The following is a 12,708-nucleotide window of genomic DNA, read 5'->3' as shown; positions in this document are numbered from 1 at the left end:
CTCCTTCTGGTAGCGGACTTCTGACATTATCTCGGTTCGGCAACGTAGCCGTGCACCGGCATCCGTCTGCCCTTTTCCGGCGAATAATGACATGCTCGGTTCGCGGCACACTCGCCGCCCAGGTACGTGTCACGGGAGTGTGGTGCCAGTGGAGGCGCCCTACGACGACCGCCTGCTGCACCAGCGGGTGGTCGGCGGCGACGAGGCCGCGCTCGGGGAGATCTACGATCGGCTCGCCTCGCTGATCTTCGGTCTGTCCCTGCGGGTCACCAGGGACCGGGTGATCGCCGAGGACATCACGCAGGAGGTGTTCCTGGTCTTCTGGGAGCGCCCCTTGGCCTACGACCCCGAACGGGGCACGCTGCGGGCCTGGCTCGCCACCATCGCGCACCGCCGCGCCGTCGACCACGTCCGGGTGGAGGAGCGCCGGCGGGTCTCGGTGCTGGGCCCCCGGCTCTTCGAGCGCGAACCTGACAGGCTGGAGGACACGGTGCTCGCCGCCGACGAGGCCCACCGGGTCCGACGGGCCGTCGAGGCGCTGCCCGGCGGGCTGCGCGAGGTCGTCGAGCTGGCCTACTTCGGCGGCAGGACCTACCGCCAGGTGGGCGAGGAGTTAGGCGTGCCCGAGGGCACGGCCAAGTCGCGCATCCGGCTCGCGCTGCGCAGGCTGGCCGACGCGCTGGCACAGGAAGAGGTGTGATGGACCCGCTCGAGCGTCTGTACGTGGACGCGCTGCTGGAGGACCCCGAGGAGCCCAAGCGGTCGCTGCGGCCGCAACTGCTGGCCGGGGCGAGGGCACGGCGCAGGCCGGCGGCCCCCACGGCCGACTGGGCGCGCCCGTACGCGGGCCGGGTCGCCGCCATGGACGCGCTGCTGGCCGCGGCCGTCGAGGACGACTGGTCGCGCGTCATCGTCGAAGGCTGGACGCTGCAGGAGCTCGTCGCCCACCTGGCGGCCAAGGACGGCCTGCTCGCGGCCTCGGTCGGCGCGCCCGTGCTCGGCCCCGAGCTCACCACCGCCGACTCCGCCGCCCGTACGGCCGACGTGCAGTCCTACGAGCGGGCCCGCAGCCCTGAGCAGACCCGCAGGGACTGGCGGGCCCAGGCCGACGCCCTGTGCCGCCACCTGGCGAACCTGCCCGCAGCCGAGCCCGCCGCCCTCGACGGCCTGAACGCCCCCGTGTCGGACCACATCCTGGCCAGGGCCCTGGAGACGTGGGTGCACACCGACGACGCGGCCCGGGTCGCCCGCATCACCCTGCCGCTGCCGCTCCCCGAGCACATCCACCCGACGGCGGACATGTGCGCCAGGCTCCTGCCGTGGACGATGCTGCTGTCGGGGCACGACGCGTCGGGCCGGACGCTCGGGCTGGAGCTCACCGGCCCGGGCGGCGGCGCCTGGCACCTCGCGCTCGGCGCCGAGGACGGCGCCGCCGCCGGCGAGCCGGACGCCCGCATCACGGCGGACGTGGTGGCCTTCTGCTTCCTGCTGGGCGGCCGAGGGGACGCCGAGACCTTCGAGGCCACCCTGGCGGGCGACGTCGCCCTGGCGCGCGACGTCCTCGCCACCGCACCCGCGCTCTCCGGTCCCTGACGCCGCCGCCGGGGACCGGCTCCCGCCTCGTCAGGCCTCGGGCTGGGTCTCGTCCTCGGTGACCAGGTCTCTGGCGTACTCGTCGTCGGACTCGGCCAGGACCCGCTTGACGCCGAGCTCGGCGCGGGTGTCGCCCCGGGAGGCCAGACCGCGGGTGGCCTCGGCGACCGTCCGCAGGTCGCTGTCGTCCAGGCGTTCGGCGAGGGCCTGCCTGATCTCCGGGGTGTCGGCGTCCAGCCCGGCCAGGCCGGCCGTGGCCCAGTCGCGGACCTCGTCCTCCTCCTCGCGCGTCATCGCGATCAGCAGGGCCAGGCCTTCGGCGTGGTCCGGCGGCAGCACGTCCGCCAGCGCGATCGGGTCGGTCATCGTCCGCTTGTGCCCCTCGCGGCCGATGAGGTCCAGCACCTGCGGCAGGGCGCGCGGGTCGCCCTGGTGGCCGAGCGCGGACAGCACCGAGCGCAGCACCTGGGGATTGCTCTCGGTGGTGGTCATCTTCTGCAGCAGCGGGAGTGTGCGCTCGCGATAGGGCTTGTCGTCCTCGGTGACGCCGAACTGGGCGATCGCGTCCACCCCGAACTCGCGCTCCCTGGCGTCCTCGCTGAGGCACAGCCGGGTCAGCGCCTCGTAGGTCTCGTCGTCGGACCGCTTGATCAGCGCGTCGGCCACCACCCACCACGTCTCGGCGTCCTCGTCGATGTCGCGGTGCGCCAGGGCGCGGGCCACGAGCTGGTCGACCGGCGTGTAGACGTCGGTGGCCTCCTCCAGCAGGGTCGTGACCGCCGCGTGGCCGCGCTGAGCCTGCACCTGCTCCGTCTGCGACCCGTCGGGCGAGCGGCCCGCCACGGTGACCAGCTCGGTGCCGTCCTTGGCGAACTGGCGGGCGACGACGTACTCCCAGTCGTCCTGCTCGACCTGGTCGAGCAGCGCGCTCTCCAGGTGCACGCCGACCCAGTCGGCGGCGATGTCGAGCGGGGTGTCGCCGTCGCCGTCGTACTTCTGCGCGTCCGCGCCGGCCGCCAGCAGCTCGCGTACGACGCCGAGCGCGCCGCGTCGGGCGGCCAGCGTCAGGGGCGTGTCGCCGCCCTCGTTGGCGGCGTCGACGTCGGCCCCGGCTTCGAGCAGGAGCCTGGCGGTGTCGGCGTTGCCGTTGGAGGCGGCCCAGAGCAGCGCGGTCCAGCCGCCGGCCTCCTTGCCGTCCACCTCGGCCCCGGCGGCCAGGAGGGCCTGGGCGACCTCGACCCGGTCGGTGGCGGCGGCCGCGCACAGCGGCAGGCCGCCGTCGCCGGTGTCCTCGCCTGCCTCGCTGGCGAGGTTGGGGTCGGCGCCCTGGGCGAGCAGTTCGCTCACCTTCTCCGACTCGCCGTTCAACGCCGCAAGGTAGAGCTGTTCCTCATGCATAAAAGGACCCTAGCCTGGCCCAGCCGCGCCGCGGGACCAGGCCGGGCCCTGACTGCTGATACGCGGCGAACGTCGATAAGGGTTCAATACGTTCGATTGATGGTGATTCCTCCCATAGGAGGACCTTGTTCGGGAATAAACGCGATATGTTGCGAGTATGAGTGACCCTGGGGAGGTTAGAGCCTCCGACGCCGAGCGTGAAGCCGTCGTGGAGCAGCTCCGCGAGGCTTCGGTCGAAGGCAGACTGACGCTCGCCGAGCTGACCGACCGCACCGAGGCGGCCTACACCGCCACCACCCACGCCGAGCTGGCCCTGCTCACCCAGGATCTGCCGGAGGGCGCACCGGTTCGCACCCCGGCGCCGCGGCCCGAGGGCGGCAAGCGCCGGTGGTTCGTCGGCGTCATGGGCGACACCAAGCGGCGCGGCACCTGGCGGATCGACCAGGAGCTCGGCGCGGTGGCCGTGATGGGCGACGTGCTGCTGGACCTGCGCGAGGCAGAGGTACGCACCGACACCGTCGACATCCTGGCCGTCTCCGTGATGGGCGACGTCAAGATCATCGTCCCCGACGGCGTCAACGTCGACCTCGACGGCATGGCCATCATGGGCGACAAGCGCGTCGACGTACAGGAAGCGCCGCCCGGCACCAGCGCGCCGGTGATCAGGGTGCGCGCCTACGCGGTGATGGGCGACGTCAAGGTACTCGGCGACTCCCGCGCCAAGCCGCTCAAGCGACGCTGGGCGGCCTGGCGCGAGCACTGGCGGGAGCTGCACGGCGACGACTGGCGCGACACCGGCCGCTCCATCGGCCGCTGACTCGCGGCACCGGCGTTATGACGCCACCAACGTCGGCGGGGCTCCGGTTATGACGCCACCACGTCGGCAGGGCTCCGGTTATGACGCCACCACGTCGGCAGGGCTCCGGTTATGACGCCACCACGTCGGCGGGGCTCCGCAGGGCCGCTTCGTAGCGCTCCAGGAGCACCTGGGCGAGCTCCGGCGCCGGGCCCAGCACGTCGGCGACCACGTCGGCGCCGGCTGCCAGGGTGGTGCGCCGTACCTTGTCGGCGAAGTAGCCCGGAGCCAGCAGGTAGGGGGCGACCACCACGCGCGGCGCGCCTGCCTGCCTGAGGTGGGCGACGGCCCGCTCGGGCGACGGGTCCACGGCGGAGGCGTAGGCGGGCGTCACGGCCCACCAGCCAGGGCTCCACGACCGGGCCATCCGGGCGATGAGCGCGTTCGCGCGGGCGTCACTCGAACCGGCCGACACCAGCACCACCGCCGTGTCCGGATCGCCGGCCGGCACGCCCGCCTCGGCCAGGCGCCGCTCCAGCGTCGCCGACAGCAGCGGGTGCGGCCCGAGCGTCGTGCCGTAGCGCACACGCAGCCGCGGCTCACGCGCCCTGGCCTCGTTGAGCGCCGCGGGCAGGTCCACCCTGCTGTGGTACGCCTCCGTCAGCAGCAACGGCAGCACCACGGCCTCCCGCAGGCCGTGCAGCGCCTGTGCGAGCGTCGGGGTCGAATGGTCGAGGTAGGCGGTGCGCACCGGAACCCCCGGCCGCGCCCGCCGTACCTCGTCCAGCAGCGCCTCCACCGTCGCGGCGGCGCGCGGATCACGCGACCCGTGCGCCACCGCCACCAGCGGAACGCCGCTCTGGCCCGTCCCGTCTGCCAACGGGACGGGCCACCGGCTGGGAGTTACAGGTGAATGCCGCATTCGACCTTCCCCAGCCCGGCCCAGCGGCCGCTGCGCGGGTCCTCGCCTTCGGCGACCTGGCGGGTGCACGGGGCGCAGCCGATCGACGGGTAGTTGTCGTAGTGCAACGGGTTGATCAGCACCCCGTTGTCGGCCATGTAGTTGTCGACGTCTTCCTGCGTCCACTTGGCGATCGGGTTGACCTTGACCATCTGCCGCTTGGCGTCCCACTCGACGACCTTGGTGCCGGTACGGCTGGTCGCCTCGTCGCGGCGGATGCCGGAGATCCACGCCAGGTAGGGCTCCAGGGCGCGGTTGAGCGGCTCCACCTTGCGCAGGTAGCAGCACAGGTCGGGGTTGCGGCCGAACAGGCGGGGACCGAGGTCGCGGTCCTGCTCCTGGACCGTGCGCGACGACTTGATGTTGATCACGTTGACGTCATAGACCTGCTGGACCGCGTCGCGGGTGCCGATCGTCTCGGCGAAGTGGTAGCCGGTGTCGATGAACAGCACGTCCACACCCGGCTTGACCCGGCTGACCAGGTCGATGAGCAGGGCATCGCTCATCGAGGAGGTCAGGCAGAGCCGGTCCCCGAACGTGGCCGCGGCCCAGCGGATGATCTCGCGTGCGGAGGCGTCCTCCAGGAAGATCGCGGCGGACTCGACGATGTCCTGCAGGTCGAGCGTGCTCCGCTGCTGCCCCAACCCGACCTCGATGTCGACGAGCGTCATATGTTCACTCCGATTCCGAGAAATTTCAGCTTGAAAGCGCGGGAGCATGACCGGCAGTACCAGCCGGACCCGGTGCCATGGGACCTGGGGGCGTCGGTCGCTTCCTCGTAAGGCTCCAGGTCCTCGTCCCCGCAGTAGGGGCAGTGGAAGGGGACGGCCCGGCTCATTTCAGGTCCGCATCGTCCGCGCGCTGCACCCAGTCGGCGAAGCTCTCGCCCTCTTTCTTCTGGGTGTCGAAGTTGGTGACGACCCGCTCCACGTAGTCAGGCAGTGCCTTGGCGGTGGTCTTGAGGCCGCGCACCTTCCGGCCGAAGCCGGAGCCGACGCCGAGCGTGCCGCCCAGGTGGATCTGGAAGCCGCCGACCTGCTGGCCGTTCTCGTCCAGCATGAGCTGGCCCTTCAGGCCGATGTCGGCGGTCTGGATGCGGGCGCAGGAGTTGGGGCAGCCGTTGACGTTGATGGTGAGCGGCTGGTCGAACGTCGGCAGCCGCTTCTCCAGCTCGTCGATGAGGCCGGAGGCCAGGCCCTTGGTCTCGATCATGGCGAGCTTGCAGTATTCGATGCCGGTGCAGGCCATCGTCTGACGGCGGAACGTGGACGGGTGCACCTGGAGGTCGATCGCCTCCAGCTCTGCCACCAGCGAGTCCACCTGGTCGGGCGCGATGTCCAGGATGATCATCTTCTGCTCGAGCGTGGTGCGGACCCGGTCGGAGCCGTGCCGCTCGGCGATGTCGGCGATGGCGTGCAGCTTGTCGGCGTCCAGGCGGCCGACGCGGGGCGCGAAGCCCACGTAGAAGTTGCCGTCCTTCTGCGGGAAGACGCCGACGTGGTCGCGGCGGTTGACGTCCGGCGCCTGCGGGGCGGGGCCGTCGGGCAGCGGCTCGGCGAGGTATTCGGTCTCCAGCACCTGGCGGAACTTCTCCGCGCCCCAGTCGTTGACCAGGAACTTCAGCCGGGCCCTGCTGCGCAGCCGCCGGTAGCCGTAGTCGCGGAAGATGCCGGTCACGCCGGCCCAGACCTCGCCCACCTGGTCGCGCCGGACGAACACGCCCAGGCGCTGAGCCAGCATCGGGTTGGTCGACAGGCCGCCGCCGACCCACAGGTCGTAGCCCTGCTCGCCCTGCTCGTTGACCACGCCCACGAACGCGACGTCGTTGATCTCGTGCACGGTGCAGTGCGCCGAGCAGCCGCTGAGCGCCGTCTTGAACTTACGCGGCAGGTTGGAGAAGGCGGGGTCGCCGATGTACGGCTTGATGGCGTCGATCTCGCTGGTGGCGTCGAAGACCTCCTCGACGTCGATCCCGGCCACCGGGCAGCCGAGGATGGTGCGCGGGACGTCACCGCACGCCTCGGTGGTCGACAGGCCCACCGCCTCCAGCCGCTCCCAGATGTCGGGCACCGACTCGATCTCCACCCAGTGCACCTGCACGTTGTGCCGGTCGGTCAGGTCGGCGGTGCCCCTGGCGTAGTCCTTGGAGATGCCGGCGATCGTGCGCAGCTGGCGGAGGTCGAGCTGCCCGCCGTCGATGCGCACCCGCATCATGAAGTAGCGGTCGTCGAGCTCCTCCGGCTCCAGGATCGCCGTCTTGCCGCCGTCGATGCCGGGCCTGCGCTGGGTGTAGAGGCCGTACCAGCGCATCCGGCCGCGTAGGTCGGCAGGGTCGATCGAGTCGAAACCCCGCTTGGAGTAGATGTCGATGATCCGCTGACGGACGTTGAGGCCGTCGTCGTTCTTCTTGAGCTCTTCGTTCTTGTTGAGTGGCTCCCGATAACCGAGAGCCCACTGGCCTTCGCCGCGCGGGCGCTTGTGATGCCGGCTGGCAGGGGTGCTCATTGCGCGTCCTTCTGGTTATGGGCGCGCCCAGCGTTCCTCCTGCCTCGTCATCGAGTGCAGGGGACAAATGGAGAGATGCGACGCGCTCAGTCGTAAAAAATCGGCAGTTAACGGGCGTCGCAACAGATGGCACTGCGGACACGCAGAAGGTCGACGTGGCGTCGACCGACGAGCATGGGGTCCGCTGGCATGCTTAGAAAGATACTCTGGCCAACCGCTATGTCCAAGACCGGGTCCACAGTCTGGACGTGATCACCCTTGGCGAGGCCAGGCCAGCGGCGAATCCTCGGCCTTCTTCGGGGGCTGGTGCTGGCAGTCGCACCAGGAGCCGCCCCGGCACTGCTCGTGCCGTCGTTCCTTACAGTTCGCGCAGATCACCCCTGCATTATCCGCCCCGAACAAGGTTCGGGTTAGGCTTTCGGTCGTGGATCTCATGGCGGAGTTGCTCGACGACCTGCGCGCCGAAACCGCGAGCCTGGAAACCCTCCTGGACGGGCTGCGGCCACCGGACTGGGAGCTGCTCACGCCCGCCGAGGGATGGGCCGTCCGCGACCAGGTGAGCCACCTGGCCTGGTTCGACGACGCCGCGTGCACGGCGGCCACCGACCCGGCCGCCTTCCAGGCCCTGCTCGCCGACCTGTTCGACACCGGCACCTCGGTGGACGACCTGGCCGTACGCGAGCGCGGGAGGTCGCCCGCCGAGTTGCGCGCCTGGTTCGGCGCCTCACGCGAACGCCTCATCGGCACGCTCGCCTCGATCGAGCCGCGCCGCCGCCTGCCGTGGTACGGCGTCGAGATGTCGGCGACCTCCTTCGTCACCGCCCGGCTGATGGAGACCTGGGCGCACGGCCAGGACATCGCCGACGCGACCGGCGCCACCAGGGAGCCCACCGACCGGCTGCGGCACGTCGCGCGGATCGGGTTCATGGCGCTGCCCTACTCCTTCACCGTACGCGGGCTGCCGGTGCCGGAGCGGCCGGTGCGGGCCGAGCTGGCGCTGCCCGGCGGCGGCGAGTGGACGGCGGGCCCGCCGGACGCCGCGGACGTGGTGCGCGGCCCGATGCTCGACTTCTGCCTCGCCGTCACCCAGCGGATCCACGTCACTGACACCGCCCTGCGGATCACCGGCGAGACGGCGCAGGCGTGGATGCGGATCGCGCAGGCCTTCGCCGGGCCACCCGGAAGGGGACGAGATCCACAATCGGGGTGATCCCTGATGAGTAAGAGGCCCCCGCGGTGACATGCTGTAAGCATGCGCACCATCCTCAACATCATCTGGCTCGTCTTCGCCGGGTTCTGGCTGGCCGTGGGATACGCCCTGGCCGGGATCATCTGCTGCATCCTCATCGTCACCATCCCGTTCGGCCTGGCCTCGTTCCGGATCGCCGCCTACGCGCTGTGGCCGTTCGGCAGGACCGTGGAGCGCGACCCCGACGCCGGGGTGTTCTCCCTGCTGGGCAACATCATCTGGTTCCTCGTCGCCGGGATCTGGCTGGCCATCGGGCATGTGGTCACGTCCATCCCGCTGTTCATCTCGATCATCGGCATCCCGCTGGCCGTGGCCAACATCAAGATGATCCCGGTGTCGCTGCTACCGCTCGGCGCACGCATCGTCGACAACGACCAGAGCAGGACGTCCGGGACGTAAGCTGAACTGACGATTAACCGCGAAAAAGCGTTGGGTGCGATGACGTCCACGGATGCGCCTAGCCGGTCCAAGAGGCGGCTCGCCTCGACCGCCCGTGCCGGGTTGAGTTGGGTCAACGGCACGACCTCGTGGGCGCTCGTGCGCGCGACCACGAATGCCGGCGTGACCTACCGGGTGACCGGTCTGGCCGGCGAGGCGGCGTTCTTCGCGCTGCTGTCGCTGCCGCCATTCGTGCTGGGGCTGATCGGCGTGCTGGCCAAGATCGGCACCTGGATCGGCGGCCAGCAGGTGCGGGAGATCGAGGCCTGGGTCATCGACCGGGCCGGCCTGCTGTTCACCGAGGACACGATCACGGGTGTGGTCCGGCCGCTCCTCAGCGACGTGCTGCGGGACGACGCGGGCAAGGTGTCGATCATCTCGCTCGGTTTCCTGCTGTCGCTCTGGTCGGGCTCGCGCGCCCTCTACGTCTACGTCGACCTCATCTCCGTCGCCTACGGCCTGGGCGAGGAGCGCGGCATCATCCGCACCCGGCTGATGTCCTTCGGCCTCTACGTGGTCGGCCTGGTCATCGGCATCATCGTGATGCCCATCCTGGTCATCGGCCCCACCCTGCTCAAGGGCGCGGTGCCGGGACAGTACGGCGGCCTCATCGAGCTGCTCTACTGGCCGGTGGTGATCGTCGGCTCGGTGCTCTTCCTGACCGTCCTCTACCACGTGAGCGTGCCGGTGCGGACGACGTGGTGGCGGGAGCTGCCGGGGGCCATCCTGGCGCTGTTCCTGTGGATCGCCTGCGCCGCCGTGCTGCGGGCCGTGCTGGCCGCCTGGTTCTCGCCCGTCTCCGTCTACGGCTCGCTGGCCGCGCCCATCGCGGTGCTGCTGTGGCTCTACATCACCGCGCTGGCCGTGCTGATCGGAGCGCTTCTCAACGCCGAGGTGGACCGGCTCTCCGGCGGCGTCGGCCGCGCCCGATAGCGGCTCCCGGCCGATCGCCGTGCGGGAGGGGCCGTCCACCTCCGATATCGTCAAAGATGACGCGACTGGCGCATTGGGTGGGATCGACCACCGGGGAGCGGAAGGAGCGGAGGCCGTGCGCCTGGGTCTTCGCAAGATGTCAATGTGACAGGAGAGTCATGAGTTCTCTCGCTAGCGTCGACCCGCAGATCGCCGAGCTCATCCAGGCGGAGGAGCGCCGCCAGGCCGACACCGTCAAGCTGATCGCCTCGGAGAACTACGTTTCCAAGGCCGTGCTGGAGGCCACCGGCACCGTCCTGACCAACAAATACTCCGAGGGCTACGCGGGCAAGCGCTACTACGAGGGCCAGCAGGTCATCGACCAGATCGAGACCGTGGCCATCGACCGGGCCAAGTCGCTGTTCGGCGTCAACCACGCCAACGTCCAGCCCTACTCCGGCTCGCCCGCCAACCTGGCGATCTACATGGCGTTCCTGCAGCCGGGTGACACCGTGCTGGGCATGGGCCTGCCGTTCGGCGGCCACCTCACGCACGGCTGGTCGGTCTCGGCCACCGGCAAGTGGTTCAACCCGGTCCGCTACGGCGTCCGCCAGGACACCGGCCGCATCGACCTCGACCAGGTCAGGGAGCTGGCCCTGGAGCACCGGCCCAAGCTCATCTTCTGCGGCGGCACCGCCATCCCGCGCACCATCGACTTCGAGGGCTTCGCGGCCATCGCCCGCGAGGTGGGCGCCTTACTGGCCGCTGACATCGCGCACATCGCCGGCCTCGTCGCGGGCGGCGCGCACCCCTCGCCCGTCGGCCACGCCGACGTCATCTCCACCACCACCCACAAGACGCTGCGCGGCCCGCGCGGCGCCATGCTCATGGCCACCAGCGACGAGCACGCCACCGCGCTCAACAAGGCCGTCTTCCCGGGCCTGCAGGGCGGCCCGCACAACCACACCACCGCCGCCATCGCCGTGGCGCTGCGCGAGGCCTCGACCGATGAGTTCAAGGCCTACGCCCACCAGGTGGTCGCCAACGCCAAGGCGCTGGCGGAGGAGCTCGCCGCGCGCGGCTTCGACCTGGTCTCCGGTGGCACCGACAACCACCTGATCCTGCTCGACCTCACGCCCAAGGGCATCGGCGGCAAGCCCGCCGCCAAGGCGCTCGACCGGGCCGGCCTGGAGACCAACTACAACACCGTCCCGTTCGACACCCGCAAGCCCTTCGACCCGTCGGGCATCCGCATCGGCACGCCGTCGGTCACCTCGCGGGGCATGCGGGAGGCCGAGATGCGGCAGATCGGCGCCTGGATGGACGAGGTGGTCACCGCCCTGTCCAAGGGCGACGCCGAGGACGTCATCGCGCGCGTCCACCACGAGGTGAGCGAGCTCACCGCCCAGTTCCCCGCCCCCGGCCTGTAAGCCGGCCCCCCGCCGCGCAGACGTGACACCGCCGGCCAAGTAGATCAAAGAAGGAGCGGCCCCATGGCCACAGATGTGATCATGGGGCCGCTCCTGTCGTTCAGCGCAGTGCCTCGGGGTGGGCTGCGAAGTAGTCGGCGATCGATGTGGGTGCGCGGCCGGTGAGGCGTTCGACCACGTGCGTGGTCACGTCGAACCAGCCGTCGCGCTTGTACGTCCCCAGACCCGTCCATCCCTGGACGTACATCTCCGGGAGTCCGCGTGCGGACAGCGTCGCGGCCAGGTCGGCGTCCGATACCGGCTCGCAGCGGACCGGACGGCCGGTGACCTGGGCGAGCGCGTCGGCCACATCCGTGTCTGTCACCGCCTCGGGGCCCGTGACTTCGAGGAGTTGCCCCTCGTAGCCGCCCTCGGCCAGCACGGCCGCGGCCACGGCGGCGCTGTCGTCGCGGGTGATGTGCCCCACTCGGCCCTCACCCGCGTTGCTGGGCAGGACGCCGGTGGCGACGGCGATGGCGGGCACGCCGACGAGGTTCCACATCTCCGGCCACTGGTTGAACCGCAGCGCCGTGAACGTCAGCCCCGAATCGGTCAATAGTCGCTCGGTCTCTTTGTGGTTCTGGATGAGCGCCTGCGGCTGGCCTGGCTCGCCCGCCCTGGCGAACGACGTGTAGATCACGTGACCCACCCCGGCCTTGGCCGCTGCCTCGATGGCGTTGACGTGCCCGGGAGGCGCCCCGCTGAGCGAGCCCATGCTGATCATCAGCAGCCGCTCCGCCCCCTCGAACGCGCTGGGCAGACTCGCCGCATCGTCGAAATCGGCGTAACGGGAGGCCACGCCGAGGTCGGCGACGGCCTCAGGGGTACGGGACAACGCCACCACACGGGCGGCGTCCACCCGCTGGAGAAGGTGCTCGACAGTGCGGCGTCCGAGTTTGCCGGACGCTCCGCTGACCACGATCACGATAAGTCCTCCTTAGGTCGAGGTGCGTACCCTGATCATTGGCCAGCAGGCACAAGGTCCGAAAGAAGGCACATCTATGTCCACTGCCGCCATCACCGTCCCCGTCACGGTGGCCGATCACGAGAACTGCCCCGTGACCAGCGTCTTGCGCCGGGTGGGAGACAAGTGGAGCGTCGTGATCCTGTCGGTCCTGGCGCACGGCGCGCACGGCTTCAACGAGCTGGACCGATCCGTGGAGGGCCTCAGCCGCCGCATGCTCACCCGTACGCTGCGCGCCCTCGAAGAGGACGGGCTGATCAGCCGCACACCCCATTGGAGCGTGTCGCCACGTGTCGACTACGCGCTCACCGACCTGGGCCGCTCCTTCCTGGAGCAGGTGCGCGCCCTGGGACTGTGGGCCCTCGCACACCGGTCCGATCTCGAAGCCGCACACACTCGTCATGGCTAGGTAGCGGCGATATC

At 70.4% G+C, this 12,708-nt stretch carries 14 protein-coding genes and 1 riboswitch; of the genes, 8 read left to right on the top strand and 6 right to left on the bottom strand.

The window, feature by feature from the left end; translation table 11 throughout:
• The first annotated feature begins 142 nt into the window (after positions 1-142).
• Positions 143-700, top strand: coding sequence for a sigma-70 family RNA polymerase sigma factor (locus OHA68_RS42695; protein ID WP_327105334.1), 558 nt, complete (start codon positions 143-145; stop codon positions 698-700).
• Positions 700-1,593: a maleylpyruvate isomerase family mycothiol-dependent enzyme gene (locus tag OHA68_RS42690; protein WP_189143839.1), complete on the top strand. Its 894-nt coding sequence runs from the start codon at positions 700-702 to the stop codon at positions 1,591-1,593. The genes OHA68_RS42695 and OHA68_RS42690 overlap by 1 nt, the downstream gene beginning before the upstream one ends.
• A 30-nt stretch (positions 1,594-1,623) precedes the next feature.
• Here OHA68_RS42690 and OHA68_RS42685 read toward each other — a convergent pair whose 3' ends face one another.
• Positions 1,624-2,991, bottom strand: a complete 1,368-nt coding sequence (locus tag OHA68_RS42685) for an ankyrin repeat domain-containing protein (RefSeq protein WP_327105333.1) — start codon at positions 2,989-2,991, stop codon at positions 1,624-1,626.
• Between the two features lie 157 nt (positions 2,992-3,148).
• Between OHA68_RS42685 and OHA68_RS42680 the strand changes: the two genes are divergently transcribed.
• A complete protein-coding gene (locus OHA68_RS42680) occupies positions 3,149-3,808 on the top strand; it encodes a DUF1707 SHOCT-like domain-containing protein (RefSeq protein WP_327105332.1) in 660 nt (219 codons plus the stop codon).
• A 109-nt stretch (positions 3,809-3,917) separates the two neighbouring features.
• On the opposite strand, the gene OHA68_RS42675 is transcribed toward OHA68_RS42680, so the two are convergent.
• From OHA68_RS42675 to OHA68_RS45495, 4 genes are all read right to left on the bottom strand, one after another.
• On the bottom strand, positions 3,918-4,667 hold the full coding sequence (locus OHA68_RS42675; protein ID WP_327105331.1) for a sirohydrochlorin chelatase: 750 nt from the start codon (positions 4,665-4,667) through the stop codon (positions 3,918-3,920).
• 23 nt (positions 4,668-4,690) lie between these two features.
• Positions 4,691-5,419 carry a phosphoadenylyl-sulfate reductase gene (locus tag OHA68_RS42670; RefSeq protein WP_327105329.1) on the bottom strand — a complete coding sequence of 243 codons (729 nt, stop codon included), beginning with the start codon at positions 5,417-5,419 and terminating at the stop codon, positions 4,691-4,693.
• Positions 5,420-5,582: 163 nt separating this feature from the next.
• Positions 5,583-7,253 (bottom strand): nitrite/sulfite reductase, encoded by a 1,671-nt coding sequence (locus OHA68_RS42665; RefSeq protein WP_327105328.1) that lies wholly within the window; start codon positions 7,251-7,253, stop codon positions 5,583-5,585.
• Between the two features lie 107 nt (positions 7,254-7,360).
• The gene (locus OHA68_RS45495) at positions 7,361-7,444 is read right to left on the bottom strand and encodes a putative leader peptide (RefSeq protein WP_354532976.1); all 84 of its coding nucleotides are present in this window, start codon (positions 7,442-7,444) and stop codon (positions 7,361-7,363) included.
• A 242-nt stretch (positions 7,445-7,686) separates the two neighbouring features.
• On the opposite strand from OHA68_RS45495, the gene OHA68_RS42660 reads away from it, so the two are divergent.
• The 4 genes from OHA68_RS42660 to glyA all read left to right on the top strand — a co-directional run bounded on the left by OHA68_RS42660 (position 7,687) and on the right by glyA (position 11,282).
• A complete protein-coding gene (locus OHA68_RS42660) occupies positions 7,687-8,463 on the top strand; it encodes a TIGR03084 family metal-binding protein (RefSeq protein WP_327109623.1) in 777 nt (258 codons plus the stop codon).
• 42 nt (positions 8,464-8,505) lie between these two features.
• Positions 8,506-8,901, top strand: coding sequence for a YccF domain-containing protein (locus OHA68_RS42655; protein WP_189143844.1), 396 nt, complete (start codon positions 8,506-8,508; stop codon positions 8,899-8,901).
• 102 nt (positions 8,902-9,003) lie between these two features.
• Positions 9,004-9,873 (top strand): YihY/virulence factor BrkB family protein, encoded by an 870-nt coding sequence (locus OHA68_RS42650; RefSeq protein ID WP_327105327.1) that lies wholly within the window; start codon positions 9,004-9,006, stop codon positions 9,871-9,873.
• Positions 9,874-9,924: 51 nt separating this feature from the next.
• Positions 9,925-10,007: riboswitch (ZMP/ZTP riboswitch) on the top strand.
• A 24-nt stretch (positions 10,008-10,031) separates the two neighbouring features.
• The gene (gene glyA / locus OHA68_RS42645; protein ID WP_327105325.1) at positions 10,032-11,282 is read left to right on the top strand and encodes a serine hydroxymethyltransferase; all 1,251 of its coding nucleotides are present in this window, start codon (positions 10,032-10,034) and stop codon (positions 11,280-11,282) included.
• A 100-nt stretch (positions 11,283-11,382) separates the two neighbouring features.
• Here the strand turns inward: glyA and OHA68_RS42640 are convergent, their stop codons facing one another.
• Positions 11,383-12,246: an NAD(P)H-binding protein gene (locus OHA68_RS42640; protein WP_327105324.1), complete on the bottom strand. Its 864-nt coding sequence runs from the start codon at positions 12,244-12,246 to the stop codon at positions 11,383-11,385.
• Positions 12,247-12,322: 76 nt separating this feature from the next.
• Here OHA68_RS42640 and OHA68_RS42635 point away from each other — a divergent pair, with 76 nt between their 5' ends.
• Complete coding sequence (locus OHA68_RS42635) at positions 12,323-12,694, top strand: winged helix-turn-helix transcriptional regulator (RefSeq protein ID WP_327105323.1); 372 nt, start codon at positions 12,323-12,325, stop codon at positions 12,692-12,694.
• Positions 12,695-12,708 lie beyond the last annotated feature (14 nt).

Origin of the sequence: Nonomuraea glycinis (assembly GCF_035920485.1) — a bacterium.
Taxonomy (GTDB): domain Bacteria; phylum Actinomycetota; class Actinomycetes; order Streptosporangiales; family Streptosporangiaceae; genus Nonomuraea; species Nonomuraea glycinis.
The sequence above is the reverse complement of the archived record's forward strand: the minus strand, read 5'-3'. Positions and strand labels throughout refer to the sequence as shown.

Coding starts and splice junctions, on each gene's coding strand:
- OHA68_RS45495 (WP_354532976.1), bottom strand. CDS start 7,444: ATGCCAGCGGACCCCATGCTCGTCGGTCGACGCCACGTCGACCTTCTG.
- OHA68_RS42690 (WP_189143839.1), top strand. CDS start 700: ATGGACCCGCTCGAGCGTCTGTACGTGGACGCGCTGCTGGAGGACCCC.
- OHA68_RS42665 (WP_327105328.1), bottom strand. CDS start 7,253: ATGAGCACCCCTGCCAGCCGGCATCACAAGCGCCCGCGCGGCGAAGGC.
- OHA68_RS42685 (WP_327105333.1), bottom strand. CDS start 2,991: ATGCATGAGGAACAGCTCTACCTTGCGGCGTTGAACGGCGAGTCGGAG.
- OHA68_RS42660 (WP_327109623.1), top strand. CDS start 7,687: ATGGCGGAGTTGCTCGACGACCTGCGCGCCGAAACCGCGAGCCTGGAA.
- glyA (WP_327105325.1), top strand. CDS start 10,032: ATGAGTTCTCTCGCTAGCGTCGACCCGCAGATCGCCGAGCTCATCCAG.
- OHA68_RS42680 (WP_327105332.1), top strand. CDS start 3,149: ATGAGTGACCCTGGGGAGGTTAGAGCCTCCGACGCCGAGCGTGAAGCC.
- OHA68_RS42670 (WP_327105329.1), bottom strand. CDS start 5,419: ATGACGCTCGTCGACATCGAGGTCGGGTTGGGGCAGCAGCGGAGCACG.
- OHA68_RS42635 (WP_327105323.1), top strand. CDS start 12,323: ATGTCCACTGCCGCCATCACCGTCCCCGTCACGGTGGCCGATCACGAG.
- OHA68_RS42655 (WP_189143844.1), top strand. CDS start 8,506: ATGCGCACCATCCTCAACATCATCTGGCTCGTCTTCGCCGGGTTCTGG.